Source organism: Plantibacter sp. CFBP 8798 (assembly GCF_014841195.1).
GTDB classification, from domain to species: Bacteria; Actinomycetota; Actinomycetes; order Actinomycetales; family Microbacteriaceae; genus Plantibacter; species Plantibacter auratus.
The window spans coordinates 160,245-178,587 of the sequence record NZ_JACYTS010000003.1 but is presented as its reverse complement, the minus strand read 5'-3'; the positions used below and the strand labels follow the sequence as shown (position 1 = coordinate 178,587).

General features: G+C 63.5%; 11 protein-coding genes. 6 read left to right on the top strand and 5 right to left on the bottom strand.

Annotated elements, in window-relative coordinates:
* Nucleotides 1-283: 283 nt before the first annotated feature.
* From IFU30_RS13500 to IFU30_RS13480, 5 genes are all read left to right on the top strand, one after another.
* The gene (locus IFU30_RS13500) at nucleotides 284-1,789 is read left to right on the top strand and encodes a LuxR C-terminal-related transcriptional regulator (protein WP_137243592.1); all 1,506 of its coding nucleotides are present in this window, start codon (nucleotides 284-286) and stop codon (nucleotides 1,787-1,789) included.
* 377 nt (nucleotides 1,790-2,166) lie between these two features.
* Entirely contained in the window at nucleotides 2,167-5,925 is a 3,759-nt protein-coding gene (locus IFU30_RS13495; RefSeq protein ID WP_137243591.1) for a DUF7507 domain-containing protein, read from the top strand.
* A 251-nt stretch (nucleotides 5,926-6,176) separates the two neighbouring features.
* A complete protein-coding gene (locus IFU30_RS13490; RefSeq protein ID WP_161578629.1) occupies nucleotides 6,177-6,332 on the top strand; it encodes a hypothetical protein in 156 nt (51 codons plus the stop codon).
* 47 nt (nucleotides 6,333-6,379) lie between these two features.
* Entirely contained in the window at nucleotides 6,380-6,790 is a 411-nt protein-coding gene (locus tag IFU30_RS13485; protein WP_192005573.1) for a hypothetical protein, read from the top strand.
* Complete coding sequence (locus tag IFU30_RS13480) at nucleotides 6,787-7,242, top strand: hypothetical protein (protein ID WP_137243589.1); 456 nt, start codon at nucleotides 6,787-6,789, stop codon at nucleotides 7,240-7,242. Before IFU30_RS13485 ends, IFU30_RS13480 begins: the two co-directional genes overlap by 4 nt.
* Before the next feature lie 950 nt (nucleotides 7,243-8,192).
* On the opposite strand, the gene IFU30_RS13475 is transcribed toward IFU30_RS13480, so the two are convergent.
* From IFU30_RS13475 to IFU30_RS13460, 4 genes are all read right to left on the bottom strand, one after another.
* Nucleotides 8,193-8,810: a flavin reductase family protein gene (locus IFU30_RS13475; protein WP_137243588.1), complete on the bottom strand. Its 618-nt coding sequence runs from the start codon at nucleotides 8,808-8,810 to the stop codon at nucleotides 8,193-8,195.
* Between the two features lie 219 nt (nucleotides 8,811-9,029).
* Nucleotides 9,030-14,597, bottom strand: a complete 5,568-nt coding sequence (locus tag IFU30_RS13470) for a DUF7507 domain-containing protein (protein ID WP_137243587.1) — start codon at nucleotides 14,595-14,597, stop codon at nucleotides 9,030-9,032.
* A 127-nt stretch (nucleotides 14,598-14,724) separates the two neighbouring features.
* Nucleotides 14,725-15,465: a signal peptidase I gene (gene lepB / locus IFU30_RS13465; RefSeq protein WP_137243586.1), complete on the bottom strand. Its 741-nt coding sequence runs from the start codon at nucleotides 15,463-15,465 to the stop codon at nucleotides 14,725-14,727.
* A gap of 366 nt (nucleotides 15,466-15,831) precedes the next feature.
* Nucleotides 15,832-16,365: a hypothetical protein gene (locus IFU30_RS13460; protein ID WP_137243585.1), complete on the bottom strand. Its 534-nt coding sequence runs from the start codon at nucleotides 16,363-16,365 to the stop codon at nucleotides 15,832-15,834.
* A 540-nt stretch (nucleotides 16,366-16,905) separates the two neighbouring features.
* On the opposite strand from IFU30_RS13460, the gene IFU30_RS13455 reads away from it, so the two are divergent.
* Nucleotides 16,906-17,379: a hypothetical protein gene (locus IFU30_RS13455; protein WP_192005572.1), complete on the top strand. Its 474-nt coding sequence runs from the start codon at nucleotides 16,906-16,908 to the stop codon at nucleotides 17,377-17,379.
* An 18-nt stretch (nucleotides 17,380-17,397) separates the two neighbouring features.
* Here the strand turns inward: IFU30_RS13455 and IFU30_RS20105 are convergent, their stop codons facing one another.
* Entirely contained in the window at nucleotides 17,398-18,120 is a 723-nt protein-coding gene (locus IFU30_RS20105) for an arginase family protein (protein ID WP_197977580.1), read from the bottom strand.
* Nucleotides 18,121-18,343: the final 223 nt, after the last annotated feature.

The window sequence follows — 18,343 nt, the reverse complement described above, 5'->3', positions numbered from 1 at the left end:
ATGGAACACATCGTCGGGCGCGGGTGTGGCGTCCCTAGTCGGACGAAACTATCGATGATGGTCTCGCGGCGGCGTTGCCGGGGAAGCTTGGGCGCCGCGGATGGTTCATGAGCGGCGCTTTTGCCCCTTCAATGAGGGTGAGTTTGTCTCCCTGCAAGAGGTTTGAGGGTGGGAAAGGGGATGGTTTTTGCGGACGCAGAGTTCTGCTCTTGGGTGAGTGTAGTTTTCTGTGAGTCCCGTGGCACCGAGCAGAAATGGGTGTTTTGTGAGAGCAGGACGACGGTTGCAGGACGCTCTGCACGACCACGATTTTGATGAGATTGACCGGATCCTCTCTGGCTCTTTTTTCAGGCTGCTGGTTGAGGACTTTGGGCTTCTTGGCTCAGTGTTTTCAGTGTTGCCTGGGTCTTGGTATGAGCGGTATCCTCGCCATTTCATTTCGCGTGCGATGTTTGATGCGGCCGGTGCATCGAAGCTGATCCTCCGGCCCGAGCTGGTGGCGGCGTTCGCGAAATGGGTCGACGGCCAAGCTGAGACACCGGCATCCGATCTCCTCGTCCTGAGGCTGGTACGTGTCCTTGAGTTGCTGGGGCGCGGGTGGTATCAGGATGCGCTGCAGGAAGTAGACGTGATTCTGACGACGCTTCGTTCGGCGCCCCAGGCGAGCGACGGTCTTGAGGATCTGATGCCAGCAGCATTGCTTGTGTGCGGAAAGGTCAAACTTCTTGCCTCAGACCTTGATGGGGCGCAGGGGTGTTTCGCTGAGTCTGTTCGATGGTCGATGAGTTTGGTTGAACATCCGCTCGGTCGTTTTGGACGGGAGCATCTTGCGCTGGTCCACGCCCTCAACGAGGACTTCCTGCAAGCTGCCGAGCTCCTCTCCAGGTCGAACGAGCAGCACGCGCATGGTGTCAGCAAACATTTCATGGCTGCTGGTTCGGTTGCGCGGTTATTGGTTGCCGTCGGGGGTTTGGATCTACAGGCGGCGGACGTGCTTCTCCGAGAGACCGACGCTTCAATCCGGGAGAGCGGCCTTGGGTGGGCTGTATTGCACGCCGAGGCAGGTCTTGCGCTGGCGCGAAGTGAACCATGGGAGCTCATCCACCGCATCAACCGTCGTCTTGTCACAGATCAGCAGCGGTATGCGCCGTCGACGTTGCCTGGGTCGATGCTTCGCGCGGACCTTACCGGCCTCTACCAGGCTGCTAGCGACCTGAGGGCTGCCGAGCGGACGCTGCGTTCCCCCGAGCTGCCAAGCAGTTGCCCTCATCTCCTGCTGGCCACGGCTCGGCAGTCACTGCTATTAGGGCGACCGGATCAGGCAATATCGATCTTCCAGCGCGACGAAGCCTCGCATGCAACGATCACGCCCGCCCGCTTTCGGGCGGGCGGTGCCGTCCTCTACGCCTCAGCGGAACTCGCGATAGCTGGGGAGGGGGACGAGGGGGCATTCAAGGCCGCTGTCAGCGCAGTCGCTCACAGCGGTGCACGGGTGGCGCTGATGGGGGCGTCGGAGGCGCTACGAACCCAGATCTTTCCGACACTCGATGTACCGCTGGAGCAGGTGCCGTCACCTTGGGAGTATCGAACGCGGATCAAACTGACACAACGAGAGCGGGAAATCCTCCAAGCATTGCGTGAGTTCGGGACCCTGAAAGAGGTAGCCGCGTCCATGCACGTGTCAATCAACACCGCCAAGACTCACGTTCAAACCCTCTATCGAAAGCTTGGCGCTCACAACCGGGACGAGGCTCTCTGGCTCGGACGCGATCAAGCCCGAAGATCGTGATGGCCGAGGTGGATCGCATTGCGCATTCCGATAGCCGGAACCGGCTGATCGAACATTGTCCTGCCCGGGAGTGTCGTCGCAGCGGGATCGTCGAGCTCTGCTGCCGACGAGCGGTTCGCCCCCCCCGAGGATGACTGAGGTGATCTTTCGGGTGAAGACGGTCTACGTCTGCCTCTGAGTGCGTCATCCTACCCGTGCCCTGTCGTCTCTTCAGAGGACAGGCACCCTCCTCGAGTGGTGCCTCGGTTCTCTTGTACATCCATTGGAAGGTTCACAACAGCATGCTCTTCACACGTCCACAACCGGTGTTGCCGCCGGGTTCACGCACGGTTCGCAGGGCGCTGAGATCGGTCGCGACAGCGCTGACGGCATCCCTGATGGCAGCGTTCCTCGTGCTCACCGGCGCGGGCGCTGCGTTCGCTGCTTCCGGGGAATACACGGTCGAACTGACCGCGCCTGACAGTGTGCCGATCTACGACCAGTTCACCTATACCGCGACGGTGTCCACCGAGGCGACAGCGGGGGAGCCGACGACCGGTCTGGTGTTGACGTCGGTGCTGGCTGAGGGGCTGACGTTCGATTCGGTTCCGACCGGGGCTGATTCGCCGGTGGCGTCGGTGACGTATGACGAGGCGACGCGGACGGTCACCTTCGTGATGAAGGATCTTGCCGAGCAGCTGACCTCGTTCACCTATTCGGTGAAGCAGGTCAACAACAGCGTCAAGGATGCGTCGACGGTCTACAACACCTCGATCACGGGTTCCGCGACGCCGTCGGGCGCTACTCCCGGGGACAAGCAAAGCACGGCGGTGACTGGTGACAACAACTACCGGCCCCTCAAGAGGAACACCACCCTGGAGGGTTCTGGGAACCGGTTGGTGACGTACTCCTTCGACGTGCAGACGGTCAACGGCACCGGTTCCACGACGACGACGTTCACGTCGTGGTCTCAGACGTTGACCGACACCATTCCCGCCGGCGCACAGATCGTCGGGAAATCGACGGGGTTCGGAGAGTGGACAACCGCTGCAAACGGCGACGGTTCGACGACCGCCGTGTGGAAGCGTGACGGAACCTACGGGCCTTCGACGCTGTCGCTCGATTCCATCGGGAATCGAATCTGGATCCAGGTCGAATATCCGCAGGAGAACTTCCCTGGTGGGACGCGTCCGCCGGTGAACAACGTCGATCTCACCGTCACGGATCACTCCGGAGGTTCTTTCGGTCCCAGCTCTGCGCAGACGCAAGGGCCTGAGCTGGTGGACGGTCGCACGAAGGGTATCTTCCTGACGAAGGATGCCGATGATCGCGGGAACAACGCTGCGCAGACAGCCAGCGGTGCGTGGCAGTCGCAGTATCTCGTCAAGGCTTCGTACTTGAACCAGCTCGATTCGGACCAACTCGGTGATCTGATCATTGAGGACTCCGCTGCGCAGTCGCCGGAGAACGCTGAGTTCTTCGACCACGCCGACGTGTACCGGTTCCTCGCTCAGTTCAATCCCACCCTCAAGAGCGCGGCGTTGCCGTACACGCTGGAGTACACCACCAGCGCGTCGGCCGCTTGGAAGAGTTACGACACGGCCGGGAAGACGACCGCCGAAGACGTGCGGCTCGTCGTGCAGACCGAAGGATCAACGAACTTCCCAGAGGGCGGATACGTCGCCGGCATCGATGTGCCGGTCGGTGAGCACCTGACCGGGTGGCGAATCCACGTGTCTCCTGAAGCGGCGACGAGTATCCCGTCCGGCTCTGAAGTCCGTGTTGCGCCGAGCTACATCGCCTCCTATGCAGCCTTCAGCGACGGATCAGCCGCTGATGGCGCACTGACGAACACCGCAACTGCAACCGGCGCCACGGTCGCAGGTACCGTCTACTCCGCAGATGATGATGCGCTGATCGGGGTGCAGGATCGCGTGAACATCGTCACAATGATCACTTCACCATCGACGCTGAACGTCGGTTCGTCGGCGGTGTTCACCGCGAACATCTCGAACCTGGATCCTGCGGGGCGTGACTACAAGAACTCGGTGATGGAGGTCGTCCTGCCGGTCGGCGTGGTCTATGACGCCAGCATCGGAGCCAGTCCGACGACGCCCACGACCCGGACCTCGGGGCTGACGGTTCCGACGGTCGGGAACGGTGTGACGGTGACGACGAAGACGGTCACGGATACGGCTGGTGAGCACCAGGTGGTCGTGTTCACCTTCGACGACCTGCCGTCGCTCCGAAAGAACGGCGACGTGAAGGAGCGCTGGGAGGATCAGGGGTTCCGGTACAACATTCCGACGAATGTGTTGCCGCAGGCGTTCAGCGCGACGAACACGACGACGATCGCGACGACCTGGGCGTACACGAACGACCCCGCCCACGCGTCGACGCGGATGGACTTCTACGGCCCGTACTACTCGGCCGACACGTACAACTTCAGTGCGACGCTGGACCGGATCGCCCGGTCGTCGGTGACGCCGGTCGTGACGACCGCTGGTGGGTTGTTGCTGGGGAAGCAGGTGAGGGCTGATGCGTCACAGCTGTGGAACCTCGATGCGGTCGCCGCGTCGCCGGGTGCGGCTGACTGGCAGGTGTACGTGTCGAACGTGTTGCCGCAGACGGTGACGGACATCGTGGTGTTCGATCGTCTGCCGTTCGTCGGTGACTCGCGTGGTTCCGAGTTCGCGGTCACGCTCAGTGGCCCGGTCACTGGTCTGCCGGCCGGTGCGTCCGTCGAGTACTCGACGAACGCGACCTCGGCGACGTCGGGTACGTGGACGACGGTTGCTGCTGGTGCTCGGGCGTTCCGGGTGATGATCCCGTCGCTGGCGAACGCGCAGAACGTGTCGCTGGTCGCTCCGACGACGATTCCGGAGGGCCTGTCGTACAACCAGGAGGCGGTGAACAACATCACTGCGACGGGTTCGTACCAGGGTTCGTCTCGGAACTTCTCGTCGAACGATGCTGTGGTGCGTGCGGCTGCGAAGCCGTCGCTCGAGCTGGTGAAGCAGACCAACGGTGTCCGCTACACCGAGGCACCCGGTGCGCTGGTTGCGACCGGTTCCGCGGTGACGTGGACGTACCAGGTCACGAACACCGGTGATGCACCGCTTGCGGACGTGTCGATCAGTGATGCGTTCACGGACGAGGCGGGCTCCGGCACGATCGTCCCGACCTCGACCGAGAGCGGACCGCTGCAGCCTGGCCAGACGCGGACGTTCACGGCGACGGGGACAGCGGTCGCCGGCCAGTATCACAACGTCGCGACCGCGACGGGGCGTGCTGTCGACAGCGCCGGTGTGCAGTTGCCGCAGCAGCCGGCGCCGGTCACGGACGAGTCCTGGTACCTGGCGGGGGATTCGGGTCTCACGATCACGAAGACCACCAACGGTGAGGACGTCACAAGTGCTCCAGGGCTTCCGCTGAAGCCGGGTAGCGCCGTGGAGTGGGCTTACACGGTCACCAACACCGGCACCCTTCCGCTGAAGGACGTCACGGTCGTGGACCTCGATGCCGACGGTGAAGAGGTGTTCAACGACGTGATCGACGTCCTGGCGCCCGGTGCGTCCGTGGTGCTGACCGCAACCGGCACGGCGATCGAGGGGCAGTACCACAACACGGTCACTGCGACCGCGGCCGACCCTGCCGGTGGGGAGACGGAGCTGCGTGCAGCGGACGACTCCTGGTACTTCGGCGTCGTATCCGGCCTGGAGGTGCAGAAGCAGGTGTCCGCGAACCAGACCGGTCCGTGGTCCGAGACCACCGAGGTGAAGCTCGGTGCGGCGTCCTACTGGCGCATCGTGGTCACGAACGCGGGCAACGCGCCCCTCACGGACGTGACCGTCACGGATGCTCAGTTGCAGCAGACGATCAAGGTCGGTGCCCTGCTGCCGGGTGAGAGCCACACGGTGGTCCTGCCGTTGGAGAAGACCCAGACGGGCCTGACGAACGTCGCTGTCGCGACCGGAACGGACCTGCTCGGTGAGACCCTCACCGCCAAGGATGACGCCTCGGTCACGGTCGTCGACCCGGCAGGACTCGCCCACACGGGAACCACCGCTGCGATCGGCGCCGGTCTGGCGTTGCTGCTGCTGGCCGCAGGAGGCATCGTCCTGATCCTCCGCCGCGTCCGACGGAACGCGAGCTAGCGGAACAAGCCCGGGGTGGGCTGCGCCCCCAGTCCACCCCGCACCCGATCATCCCCTCGATGATCGGAAGGAGACGCCATTCGGGTGGCGTCTCGGATGGGGCACCCGCACCACAACGGGTGCCCCGTCCTTATCCTCCGGGTGACACACGGGTGAAGTGCTCAGCCATCCGCATCACGAGGCCGGTGTCGGTTCACCTCCCAGGTGAGCCGGTATGTGCCGGTAGCCACGAGTTGAGAGCGGGACCCATCATGCAGACACCCACCGAGGACGGTCCTCCATCGAGTCACTTCGAGTTCTACTCGGCGAAACGACTCGGTGACATCGTGAGGCTGCCGTGCTGGTGCAAGCTCGCCCGCTCGCACACGTTCACCGAATGGGTCGCCGCAGGCCGCCCGGCCAGCTAGGGCCGCCCGGGCCGTGACGACGAGTAACACCGGATACAGGAGCGACCATGAATAGGACCGGCACGCCGATCAGCACCATGTTGGAGCGCCGATCGTTGACGCCCGCGCTCGTGCGTTTGATCGAGAACGCGTGTCGCGCCGAGCGCACGGCGTCGGGCACTCACCGGCGCGGCGCGTTCCGCGACACCCGGTGCATCATTGGCGCGGTCCTCGAGGCTGGCTTCGTGCCACACGAGCTCGCCAAGATCATCGGAGTGCAGGTCGAGTCGGTCATCACCCGCAGGCAGGTCGGTGGACGGTTGACCGTCGCGTCAGCGCAGGCGCTGATGGAGATGAGCGAACAGCAGCTAGCTGCCACGTCGTTGGTCATCTATCCAGGGGACGAGCATTCAGGACCGTTCTATCGGACCGCTGACGTCGTCGCCTACCTTTCTACCGCAGATGAGGAACGCGCATGAGTATCGAACCAGGAACAGCAACACCCATTGATATCCAGAAGTGCCAGCGTGCCCTCCAGGAGGCAGTGGTCCAAGACTTCCTCGACGACTTCCCAGATCCAACACATCCCGCGGACGTCGCGAAGCGGCTCTACCTCAGCCAAGCGGTCGTGCGATATCACGTGACGACAGGGGACCTCGTCGGCACCTTCCAGGACGGCAGATGGCACATCGACGTGCAAGCGAGCCGCGATTGGATCGCTAGCTCTCTGTCCAGGCGAGCAAGCCGCAGACTTGCACTACAAGAAGCAGCTCAGGGTCCCCGCCCAATAACCGTATCGATCAGTGAACCGGGTGCGCTGCGGCAGCTGCAGGACCTACAAGCCTCAGGACTGACGCTCAGCGATGTCGTCGAGTACGCACTCCAATCGCTTTCTTCGCTCCGGGCCGACGACTACGCCCCTGTCACATGATCGTGTGGTCCCAGGCCGCGCGAGAGCTCAGTGCCCATGCGCACCCGACGATTCCTAGGAGACACGAGATGTTGAGGCATGACGCCTGGGTATTCGTCGGACTCGTTCTGGGCACGATGCTCGTTGATTGTGGGATCGGTGTCACCGCAGGGCTGGTATCGCTAATAACACGGTTCGATCTGCTGAAACCGTGGCAGTTCGGCGCCTCGGTTGCCACTTGTCTCATGATTACGCATGCCTGCATCTTGATCATGGGGTCTGGCTTCGCTCGGCGGCGCAGCAATCACGTGTGTGACGACCGTGCGCAGCCGGCAGCCTCGTTAGGACCGCTCCGCCATGAATGAGGCTCACCGCCTGCTCAAGGATTCGGCTGCTGTGTCAGTGATTCAGACGGCGCGCCAGAGTAACGGGAGCAGCTGGTTCAAGGTCTGCCCAACATCGCGCAGCTGGATCAAAGGGGGCTAGTGCACCCGGTTCAATACGACGGATGGTCCGGTCCGCCGCGATTGGCGGAGATGCGCGGAGTCTTTCGATCGTGTCACTGAGTGCGCCGTGCTCGGCGGCTGGCATGACTGTGATTACAGTGGTGACGCCCGCAACGGGTACTGCGATTCTGGTTCGAGGGCTGAGCTGAGGACGTTGATCTAGGGCCAGGACTTCAATGGGCAGGCAGCTGCTCAGGCGACTGTGCTTCTGTGGAGGCTCCGGGCCGACGTTTTCTCGATCTCGACGACCTCGTCGGGAGGTTGGGGCTGAACTGAAGGCGTGAGCAGCATCGAAGTGCGTTGCGAGAACTGCATGCGTGCTCCCTTCGACGGTGCAGCCGGGACGAAAACCTGATGGTGTTCACAAGGCTTCGGGATCGTGCTGAGTGCGCGGCCTACACCGCTCCGGATGCCACCCGCGGGACTGGGCGGAGAGCTGAGCGCCTGTGCTCCGTGTCGAACCAATTAGTCCTGAAGGCGCCGGGGCCAGGATTCGATGGGGATGCGGGTGATCTTCCGCGCGGGAGGGGTGAGGCCCCAGTCGTCGTCCCCGAGGCGGGAGAGCGGTTGGAGCTTATTGGTGTCGGGACGACCGTCGCTGAGAGCGTCGTCGTCTAGAGCGATGTGGACCACCCGTCCCATGACGAGGAAGCAATCGCCGATTCGGACAATCGTGTGCAGAGTGCATTCCAGGGCTGCGGGGGAGCGCTTGACACGGGGCGGGAGGACTTTCGCGGCGGGTTCGCGTTCAATGTCGACGCGGTCGAACTCGCTTTCTGTTGCTGGGAAGTTCGTACCGGTCGCGTTTACCTTTTCGAGTAGCACCTCTGGTGTCAGGCAGACTACGAATTCGCGGGTGGCTTCGATGTGGGTGAGGGTGTCTTTCCGGCCGACGGAAGTGAATTGGATGATCGGCGGGCTGACGCTGGCGACGGTGAAAAACGAGTGTGGTGCGAGGTTATCGATACCCTCGTTCGAGGTCGTGGACACCCAGGCAATGGGTCGGGGGATGACGATAGCGGTGAGAAGTTTGTGGAACTCGTCGTCACTGGTGTTCTTGGTGTCGAAGTCGGTGCGAGGCATGGTTCTCCTTGTGGGTGGCGCTGGAGGGTACATTCGGGCATCGCCAAGCATGTCGCTCGTCTGACTGCCCCCTCGATCAGCGTTGTGCACTTCTGCGGCAGGCGGGCAGCCCTCACGGCTCGGGCGAACTCGGCCCGAGGGCGACCAAGAGGCACTGGTTGTGACGGGAGCCTGCGATGAATCGTCGCGCCTCCCCATTCGGGTGAGGCTTCCTCAAGTTCATCGGGAGACGCCAGCAGATGATTGGCGTCGTGTGGCGATGATCGCTGAGGTGCCGGCAAGGAGGGCGAAGAGAGCGAGGAGGAGATTGATGCGTGGGTCGTTGCCGGTAATGGAGAGGCTGCCGGTGCTGGCAGGTGGAACCATGCCGACCTGGACTACGGCATGTGCTTCGCCCGACGAGATAGTCGCGGTGCCAATGCCCGAAGCGGACGCCGTGGCAACGTTGCGCACTTCGCCGGTTGTGGCGTCGGCCGCTGTGATCTCGTACTCCGCTGTAGCGGCACAGTCTGTGCGTTTCCCTGGGGACAGTTCGGTTGCTGTGCAGGTGATGGTGCCGGCCATAGGGTCGGAGATCGCGAGATCCGTCAGCGTCGCCGCCCCGTCGTTGGTGACGGAGAACGACCAACGGATTCGGTCGTTCGCGGTGATGCGGCTATCGCTGTTGACGTCGATTGGAGTTCCAGTTTTCGTCAGACCGATTGCTGTTGCTCCGGTGAAGGGCAGCACGAGGGTGGACGGCTCTGCTGTGATCGGTTGGTCAGAGCCAGGCGAGTTAGCGTTCGCGGTCGCCGTGTTCGTTAGCGAGCCCGCGTCGATGTCCTCCTGGGTGACGGAGTACGGTGCGACGCATTCGACATATTCGCCGGGCAGAAGACGATTGTCGTCGCAGGTGATGGAGGGGAGTGGGTTCGTTCCCGAGAAGTTCTGCTCGAGGACTGCGATTTCCGTCAGTGTGACGTTGCCGGTGTTGGTGACGCGGAAACGGTACTCAACCTCCTCTCCGACAGCCGTGAGCCCGTCAACGTCGGCTGTTTTCAAGAGCGAGAGCTGTGGGAGCTGATCGACGGATAGTTCCACGGTCGATGCGTCAGAGCTGATCGAGCCGGTCGGCGCGGTGGCGGTGGCGGTGGCTGTGTTTGACAGGACGCCAGCGTCGACGTCGTCCTGGGTGATGACGTAGTCGGCTTCACAGATCAATTGCTTGTCGGGGTCGAGTGTCCTGTCGTCGCCGCAATCGATGGCCGAGAGCTCGCCGGTTCCGGTGAACGCTCCCTCGGCCACAGCGATGTCCTGTATCGAAACGTTGCCCGTGTTCGTGATGACGAAGGAGTAGGTCACTTTGTCGTGTAGCACGAGGTCCGTCGGTGTTGCGGACTTGACCAGTGAGATGCCGGGCTCAGCGACGATGGTCATCGCTACTGAAGACGGATCGCTGGCGACGTTCACATCGGAGATGGCGACTGCGGTCGCGATGGCGGTGTTGTCGATATGTCCGGCGTTGACGTCTGCTTGCGTGACTTTGTAGGAGCCGGTGCAGACGACTGACTGTTGCGGGGCCGCATTGGTGGCGTCGCAAACCACCTTGATGTCGTCACCTGTACCGGTGAATGCAGTCTCGGTGATCGCGACGTCACTCACCGACACATTGCCGGTGTTCGTGACGGTGAAGGTGTACTCGATGGTGTCGCCGGCTGCGCGGACGGTGGCTGGCAACGCCGTCTTCTCAAGGGCGATCGATGGTGTTTGCGCGACGGTCACCGTCGCCGTGGAGGGCTTGGATGTGGGTGTCTCCACGCCCGTCGGTGCTGTGCCGGATGCGGTCGCGGTGTTCTGCACTGAGCCTGCGTCGAGATCGGCCTGCGTGATGAGGTAGGCGGCGGTGCAGGTCGTACTGTCGCCGGGTGCGAGTGCGGCCGCGCCGTCGATGCAGGTGACTTGTGGTGCGTTGCCTGCCCCGGTGAACTGGGTCTCCTCCACGGTGATATCGCTGAGCGTGACGTCGCCGGTGTTGGTGACGAGGAACGAGTAGGTGATCGTGTCGTCGATTGCCTGAACGGTTTCGACGTCGGTGGTTTTTGTCAGTGAGATTGCGGAGCTGCGCACGAGCTCGTTCGTGTCGTCGTCTGAAGCGGACAGGGTCACCCCCGGCAGTGTCGGATCGATTGCGGTCGCTCGTGCACTGTTGGAGATCTTGTTGTCCGTCTCAGCCGCTTGTACGACGCGAACAGTGACGGTCAGTGCCTGTGTTGAACCGGCGCCCCCGGTCCCGATGTCACCGTTGCGAATGACACCTGCTGCGGCAAGAGTGGACACCGGCCAGGTGACGGTGCCGCCGGGACGGAGGCCATCGCTGTCCGAGGCGCTCTGGTTGGAGACGGTGCCACCGGCGTTCGCTGAAACGAATGCCAGGGTACTGGGGAGTTCGTCTGTGACGGCGACATCGCTGAGGGTTTCACCTGTTAGCAGGTTGGCGACATCGATTGTGTAGCTGAACTCTTCGCCCATCGCGACGCTGGTTCGTCCATCATCTTTCGTCAGCTTCAGGAGGTTCTTGCCCTGGGCGACGACGAAACAGGCGGTGTCATTGTTGTTCGTATTGACCGGGTCCGACATGATGCCGGTGACGGTGGCGGCGAAGCAGGTTTTTTCGCCGACCAGCTCGCCGCCGGGGATGACCGCGGGGAGGTTCAACGCGTCGGGTGTGTTGATCATCAGGGTTCGGGGTGCGCCGCTGTCGGTCACCGGCGAGCAGGTCAGGGTGACGGGGCCGAGGATTGCTCCGTCGCTGGCCACGTCGCTCGCGTCGCAGGTCCAACCCATGGGCGTCACGCTGGTGATTCGGATGCCAGCGGGGATCGCGATGTCTACGGTCGCCGGAGCTGCCGCGGAGCCGCCGAGGTTCGTGATCGTGAACGGAACCGTGCCCGGCCGGCCGGCTTGAAGCGGTAGGCGGTCGGGGACAGAGACCTTGAGGTCTGCCTCCTGCGTTGTGGCGCAGACCGGGCGCGGCTCGGCGGGCAGTGTGCTGCTGCTGTCGATCGCGACCGAGTTGCATGCGACGGCGCCCGCTGGAGCACCCGGGACGACGTTCGCCGTGAACTCGAAACGGGTGGAGCCTCCGGGGGCGAGCGTGCCGGTCACCTGCGCACGGATCGCACTTGCTCCGCTGGCGGTGCTGGCCCACCCGGTCTTGCAGCCGGGATTACTCGGAAGGACTTCCGCGCGGCACGGGTTGGTTGAACTGGAGTAGGTGAGTGTCAGGTTCGCGGACTTCGAGGTGATCGTGTTCAAGGTTTCTGCGAAGGTGCTGCCACGGCCGTCTGCGAGGTGTGGGAGCACGTCGTAGCCGACGAGGTTGGTGAGCACCGTGTTGCCGGAGTTCACGAAGGAGACGCGATAGCGGATGTCGCTCGCGTCGGGATCGACACCGACGACGACGTCCGGGTTCGAGATCCAATCGCAACTGCCCTTCGGCGTGACAAAGCAGATCTCCTTGACAACATCCAGGCGCGCCACGCCACTGACGACGAGGTTCGTGTTCGCAGAGGCAAACGCCTCAGTCTGATTGCCGTCTCCGTCGACATCCGTCGCGTCGACGATCTTGCCGCTCCAGGTGGTCGTGTTCGGTTCGAAGGTGTTGCGAGCGTCGCCTGCCCAGACGCTCGCCTGGCTGTTGGTTCCGGCGACAACCGACGAGGTAGGGCTGGCGGCTACGGTCATCGTCGGCCACGTCGCATTCATGCCGAAGGTCGCTGCAGTGGGCCAGGAAGCGATGACGGCCTGACGAGTGACACCGCCAATAGTCACATTCTTGTAGGTGAAGCTGACGCCAGGCGGTACCGCCCCCGCGGCGAAGGCCGCCGAGTTCGGTAGTACCTTCCAGCCAGCGGGGGCGATGAACACATACTGCGGCGAGACGCTGCGATTCGCTGGGATGTTCGTCGTCGAACCCCTCACGTTGAATGTGACCTTGCCGGCTGGGACGACCTGTCCGCCCCCTTCGACAATCGGTGCCCCGTCGAAACCAGCCGAAAAACCGGGTGTCGCCACCGGAACGACGACTTTCGGCCACTCGCGGAATGTCACGGTTCCCGAGGCCATCGTCTCGAGCGGCTCGATCTGCGGGTGGTCTGGGTAGGTCATCGTCGCGGTGGCGGTGTTCGACCACTGGACGAACGGTGTTCCCACCGGGACTTCGTACGAGTAGGTGACTCTAAAGACCGTGCCTGCTGTGCCTGTTTGCACGATGTTCGGGCCGGCGAGACTGCCGGAGGTCACGGTTGCTGAGGTGATCCAGCTTCCGGCAGGGGCTGTATATGAGCCCGTGGCGGAGTCCGAGGTGGATGTCGTCCCGTTGGTGACCGTATAGGCGATCTTCGCGGCGGGGCTGGTTGCGGTGGTGTCGATACGCCGAACCCTCGCCGGAGAGTCTCCGAGGTCCTTGTCCACGATGGTCGAGACGCCGGTGGCGTTCCCCCGGTTGACGGACTCCACAAACCACTGCTTGTTTTGGCTGAAAGGGGCCAGGGTTTGCCCGGGCGAGCATACCCGCCCCCACTCGTCACGCCCGGAGACCGGACAGGTGAGGCCGGCGACCTTCGGGGGTACGTTGACGTATCGCTCGCCAGCGACGATCGCATCGGAGGTTGAGATCTTGCTTTGGTCGGCTCGTCCGAACGGCTCGACGCGCACTACATCGTGCGTGAACGAGGTAGTGGCCGTCTTGGTCGTCGCACCGTCGTCGAGGTAGGTCACTGAGACATCGGCGTTGTTCGTGACCGGAACACTGAAGTCGGCCCCGCCAGCGCTCTCGGGGAACGCGCTCGCTGGGTATCGGACCGTGACCGAGCGCGGGTTGTAGCCGAACCCTTGGCTCCAACCTGAGAACGCCGATACGCCCCAGCCGCCGGCAGCGGTTGCACCCGATCCGCTCCAAGTCACCGTCTGCGTAGCAGCGTCGTATGTCCCGCCATCAGATGCACTGACGAATTGTGCCCGCGCGGGAAGACGGTCCACCACTGTGTAGTTCTTCGCGCACTGCAGGTTTCCGGCAGCGGTCCACCGTCCCGAACCTCGATTCGAGAAACATCCGTCCGACATGGCGATCCGGTAGGTCAGGTCGACGTCCGGGCGCACCGAAGCTGGGCCCGTCTTGATGATGCTTGGCGCCGTCGGCAAACTAATCTGCCAGGTGACCGATGGAGCGTCGGCGGTCGCTGAAGCGACCGCATTGGGCGACGCAATCGTTGCGGAATTCTGAATCTCGTAGCCGTCGGGGAAGTATGCAGGTGCCGTCACGCCGGGTGCGCTCGTGTCGATGTCGCGCACGTACTGCACCAGGAAGGTGGAGGATGTGCCGGCTGCGACGTTACCCAAGCGCACGGTGACCCCCGCAGTGATACTGTTCGCGATGGTCGCGCCGCCACCTGCCGGCGGTGTCCACGTCTCGTACCGGTGGATGCGGAAGGTTCCGTAGGTGGGATCCAGCGCTGCGGCTGGAAGAGTCACGACCGCATCAGTGCATTCCGCCACCGAGCAGGAATATGCGATGCGGTAGCCGAGACGATTGTTCTGCTGATTGAATCCCGCCGTCGTCACGACGTCACCTGTCGTCGTATCGACAGGTGTGATCTCGATCGAGAGAATGGCAGGGCCGACCGCTGAAGCGCTGCCAGCGGTGACCGGTACCGTCCCGACCGCCAGGACGGCACCGAGTAGCGCCGGCAGCAGGAGCCGGGCGCGACGGGTGAACGGGCGCGCGTGACGACGTGAACTTCTAGGCATGTGTGGACCCTTCCCCGCATGAACCTAGGGTTCACACGGCCCTGGAAGGTCAACGAGTTAGCGAACTCACCCCGGAGTTCACCCTTTCGGACGTGTCGTCAGAGCGCGACGGACGGCTTGGGCAGTTTCACCGGTCGTTGACGCTCGAGGGTACGCCGAGGAAGACGGTGCTGTGGTTGTCGAGCCAGCTCCATCGGTTGGTTGGCCAGGTGGTCAGGATGGCGCGCCCGACGACGTTGTCGATCGGGACGAAGCCTTTCCCTGGCAGCGTCGGGTGGTAGCGGGAGTCTTGGGAGTTGCTGCGGTTGTCACCCAGCACCCAGAGCGCGTTTGGAGGAACGATCACGTCGAACGTCATCGAGGAGGCCGCGGTTCCTTCGCCGTGGGGTTTGATGTAGCTGTGTTCGTCGACTGGTACGTCGTTGATGGTGATCTGGCCGAGAGGGTTGCAACACACGACGTGGTCGCCGGGAAGACCGATGACCCGTTTGATGAGGTGGTCGTTCGCGTCATCGGCGGCGAGGCCGATGCCCTGCAGTACCCAGTCGAGGGCCGCCTGCGCCGGCTCCTTGTTGGGCTCCGGTTTCGGGGCTAGCCAGCCGCCAGGATCTGTGAAGACGACGATGTCTCCTCGCTCGATGGGTAGAAGCCGTGGCTCGAGCTGATTCACCAACACGCGGTCTTCTTTCTGCAGTGTGTTCTCCATTGAGCCCGAAGGTATGTAGAACGAGCGCACGAGGAAGGACTTGATCAGGACCGATGCCAGGAGGGCGATCGCGACGATGATCAGGAGATCACGGGTGAACAACCACCCAGACTTCCTGCGGGGCGGGATGGCGGCGGCGTCCGGCGCTGCTGTCTCGGTCAAGTGCCTCCCCTTTCAGGGCCGGTGCCACACGTCTCCGGGTCGGACGTGGAGTGAGCGACCCGTATGGCTTGCGATCACCGGTGGGGCCCGAAGATACACCGGTGGTCCAGGATACGGAGCATCGATGGTGGGGTTGGAAGTAGCGTGTCACATCGAGACGAGACGGTGCCCAGAACACCACAGTAAGACCCGGGCAAGTCATCGCCGACGACGACACCGCAGCTGCAGAAGCGTTTGTAAAACCTGACGGACGTGCTCGCTGCCGTGGAGAAAGCCTGGCTGCTCGATCGGCGTGCCGAGCTTCGTCAGGAAGACCATCCCAGTGTTGTCCCCTGGGGTGCTCCTCGGCGGCCCTGCTGCAGAACCTCAGCGACCACCGGCGGAACGAGTGCGCCGTTGCGCGGCCCGGTCCTCGGAGTCGTCCGTCGAGGGGAGAATGCTGTCGCGTCCGGATCGAGCCATGAGTAGGAGGACCAGGGCGCCGCCGGAGAGGATGCCGTCGACGATGCCGGCGGGCAGCATGAAGATCATGAGCACGAGGGTGACGGTGCAGTTGATCAGGGAGAGGTGGAGACCCCAGGCGCGGTTCTTCAGCACGCCGATCGCGCCGACGGTGCGGAGTGCGCCGAAGATGCCGCTCATGACCATCATCAGTGCGAGGTTGTCGTTCAGGTCGGGCAGAGCGAAAACATGGACGCCGGGTGGCAGATCCCCGGGGATCAGGCCCAGGGCGAGCATGACTGGTAGGGCGAGCGTGATGAGCCCCTCCATGGCAAGGCCTTGAATGAGGAGGAGGAAAGCGGCGAGGCGGAGTCGTGCGCGCCGGACGGCGATCGGTCGTACGGCAGGCATCTGCGGCGTTGTCTGGAACGGCTGGTTCGTCGTCTCATCGTGGGTCACGATGTCACGGTAGAGAACTGATTCCCGGACCGCCATCGACCATCTGGGGGATATCGATGTGCGCGCCCGATCCGGAGTCGTCCAACGCGGTGGACAGCTCGCCATGCTGGTCGAGTTGCTCGGCCGGCTCTCGAGAGGTCACCCGAAAGATCACCCGAGCGTCCCGTCCATTCGGGTTGTCGAGCTGTGAAACTACCCCGGTAGGAGGCCGTTGACCCGTGAGGTCACATGCTTCCGCCATGTTCCGATCCGTCTGAAAGGTCCGACTCCATGCGCAACATCCTCAGCGGCTGCGGCATCGCCGTGTGCCTCCTGATGCTCGTTCCTTCGGCGGCTCGAGCCGAGACGTCGGAGGTCGTCGGTGCGATCGCTGTGCCGCTGGATGCAGCTGTGTGGGGTGACCGGGCCCCGCTCACCGCTCCGGGGTCGATCGCTCTCCCGTATGCGTTCTCGACCGCAGAGATACCGACGGTGACGGGCACAGGATTGATGGTGCCGGCTCCCGAGGCGGGATGCATCCGTTTGGTCAACGGTCTCACCATGACCGTGACGGTTGCGGGTAGCAGGGCGTCGACAGCTGTGCAGGTCACGCCGTTCACCGCGCCGGATCCGACTCGGGAGGATGCCGGTGCGACGTCCGATCTGACCCGTGTCCTCCCGCCGAGCGAGCTGTCCCAGACCGTCTCCGGAACGACGATGTTCGGCGAACCCGTGCCCTCCGAGCGTGCGTTCTTCACGGTCGCCTTCGGCAGTGAGGTCGCGGCCGACTGGACGATCGAGCGGATCGGTTTCATCGTCACGGACAAGTGCGGGGCGTCGCCGGGATTGGAGCCTGCTGTTCCACCAGCGCCGGTCCCGCAGGAATCGCCGTCTCAGGAGCCTCCTGCAGTCGCGGGGGAGCGACTGGCGGAGACCGGGGTCGACCCGGGTATGGCAGGTGCGCTCGGGGCAGTGATGCTGGTGCTGGGAGTCGTAGCGCTCCGTCGCCCTCGCAGAGGTCCTGCCGTGCGTTGATTCTGGACGTGGCCGCTGTCACCGGCGCTCCGCTTCACCAGCCGTGCCCGGGCCGCCGCCCAGCGGCACCAGGGCAGTGCTGCGCTCCATCGCGAGCATGAGGGCTTCGAGTGCGTGCATGATCGATTGCGCGTCCCGTCGGGAGTCGGATGAAGGCGCGTCGTCGGTCTCGAGTTCACCGATCTGGAGCCCGACGACCTCGGATCGTGCAATGGCGTGGGCGCACGCGGTCAGCTGTGCGAGGGTCAGACCAGCGGCGACTCGATAGTCCGTGGGAACCGTGCCCGGCTCGAGAACATCGCAATCGATGTGCACGTATGGAGGTCGCCCTGCCAGCGCGTGCTGCAGATGCGCAGCCATACCGTGCTCGACGCCGACCACGTCGATGTCGCGTTCGGCGATGAGCTCGTGTTCCATCGGTTCGATGTCCCTTGCGCACTGTCTTCGTGCCCGAAAAACTGGCTCGGCGCGCAGCATGTCCGGCCGTGAATTCGATGAGGCCAGGACTCTGCTGGCAGCCGCAAGCGCGGCCCCAGGGAAGGTTGACCACTGGATGCGCCATGGCGTCGGCGTCGAGATCGCCGGTAAACTCGTGGTGTGACTGACGATCGGCAGGATCAGCTGATGCGTTGCGACACTCTGCTTGTGTATATCGCGGTGCTCGATCAGCCGGGGTAACTCATCGATGCCTGTGCCGCCGTCTCGGGCGATGTGGATGACCTCCGGCTGGCTGTTGAGCAAGCGTTCGATCTGGGTCCGGTCGCAGCAGCCGCTGTTCTTTCAATGCAGATTCGACGGTTCACGCCGTGCGAACGGCACCGAATCGTGGACGAACTCGCCGAACTTGACGCGCAGCTGCGCTAACGGGAGCACGTTGTCTGAATCTCTCCTGGACGTAGCGAGCGTGTCGGTTGGTCATCGGGCCGTCCCGCACGACCCCCTCGAGAATTCTCCGTTTGCGGTT

Excerpts from the sequence above, each read along its gene's own strand:
- IFU30_RS13495 (WP_137243591.1), top strand. The coding sequence starts at position 2,167 with ATGGCAGCGTTCCTCGTGCTCACCGGCGCGGGCGCTGCGTTCGCTGCT.
- IFU30_RS13475 (WP_137243588.1), bottom strand. The coding sequence starts at position 8,810 with ATGCCTCGCACCGACTTCGACACCAAGAACACCAGTGACGACGAGTTC.
- IFU30_RS13480 (WP_137243589.1), top strand. The coding sequence starts at position 6,787 with ATGAGTATCGAACCAGGAACAGCAACACCCATTGATATCCAGAAGTGC.
- IFU30_RS13470 (WP_137243587.1), bottom strand. The coding sequence starts at position 14,597 with ATGCCTAGAAGTTCACGTCGTCACGCGCGCCCGTTCACCCGTCGCGCC.
- IFU30_RS13455 (WP_192005572.1), top strand. The coding sequence starts at position 16,906 with ATGACCGTGACGGTTGCGGGTAGCAGGGCGTCGACAGCTGTGCAGGTC.
- IFU30_RS13490 (WP_161578629.1), top strand. The coding sequence starts at position 6,177 with ATGCAGACACCCACCGAGGACGGTCCTCCATCGAGTCACTTCGAGTTC.
- IFU30_RS13485 (WP_192005573.1), top strand. The coding sequence starts at position 6,380 with ATGAATAGGACCGGCACGCCGATCAGCACCATGTTGGAGCGCCGATCG.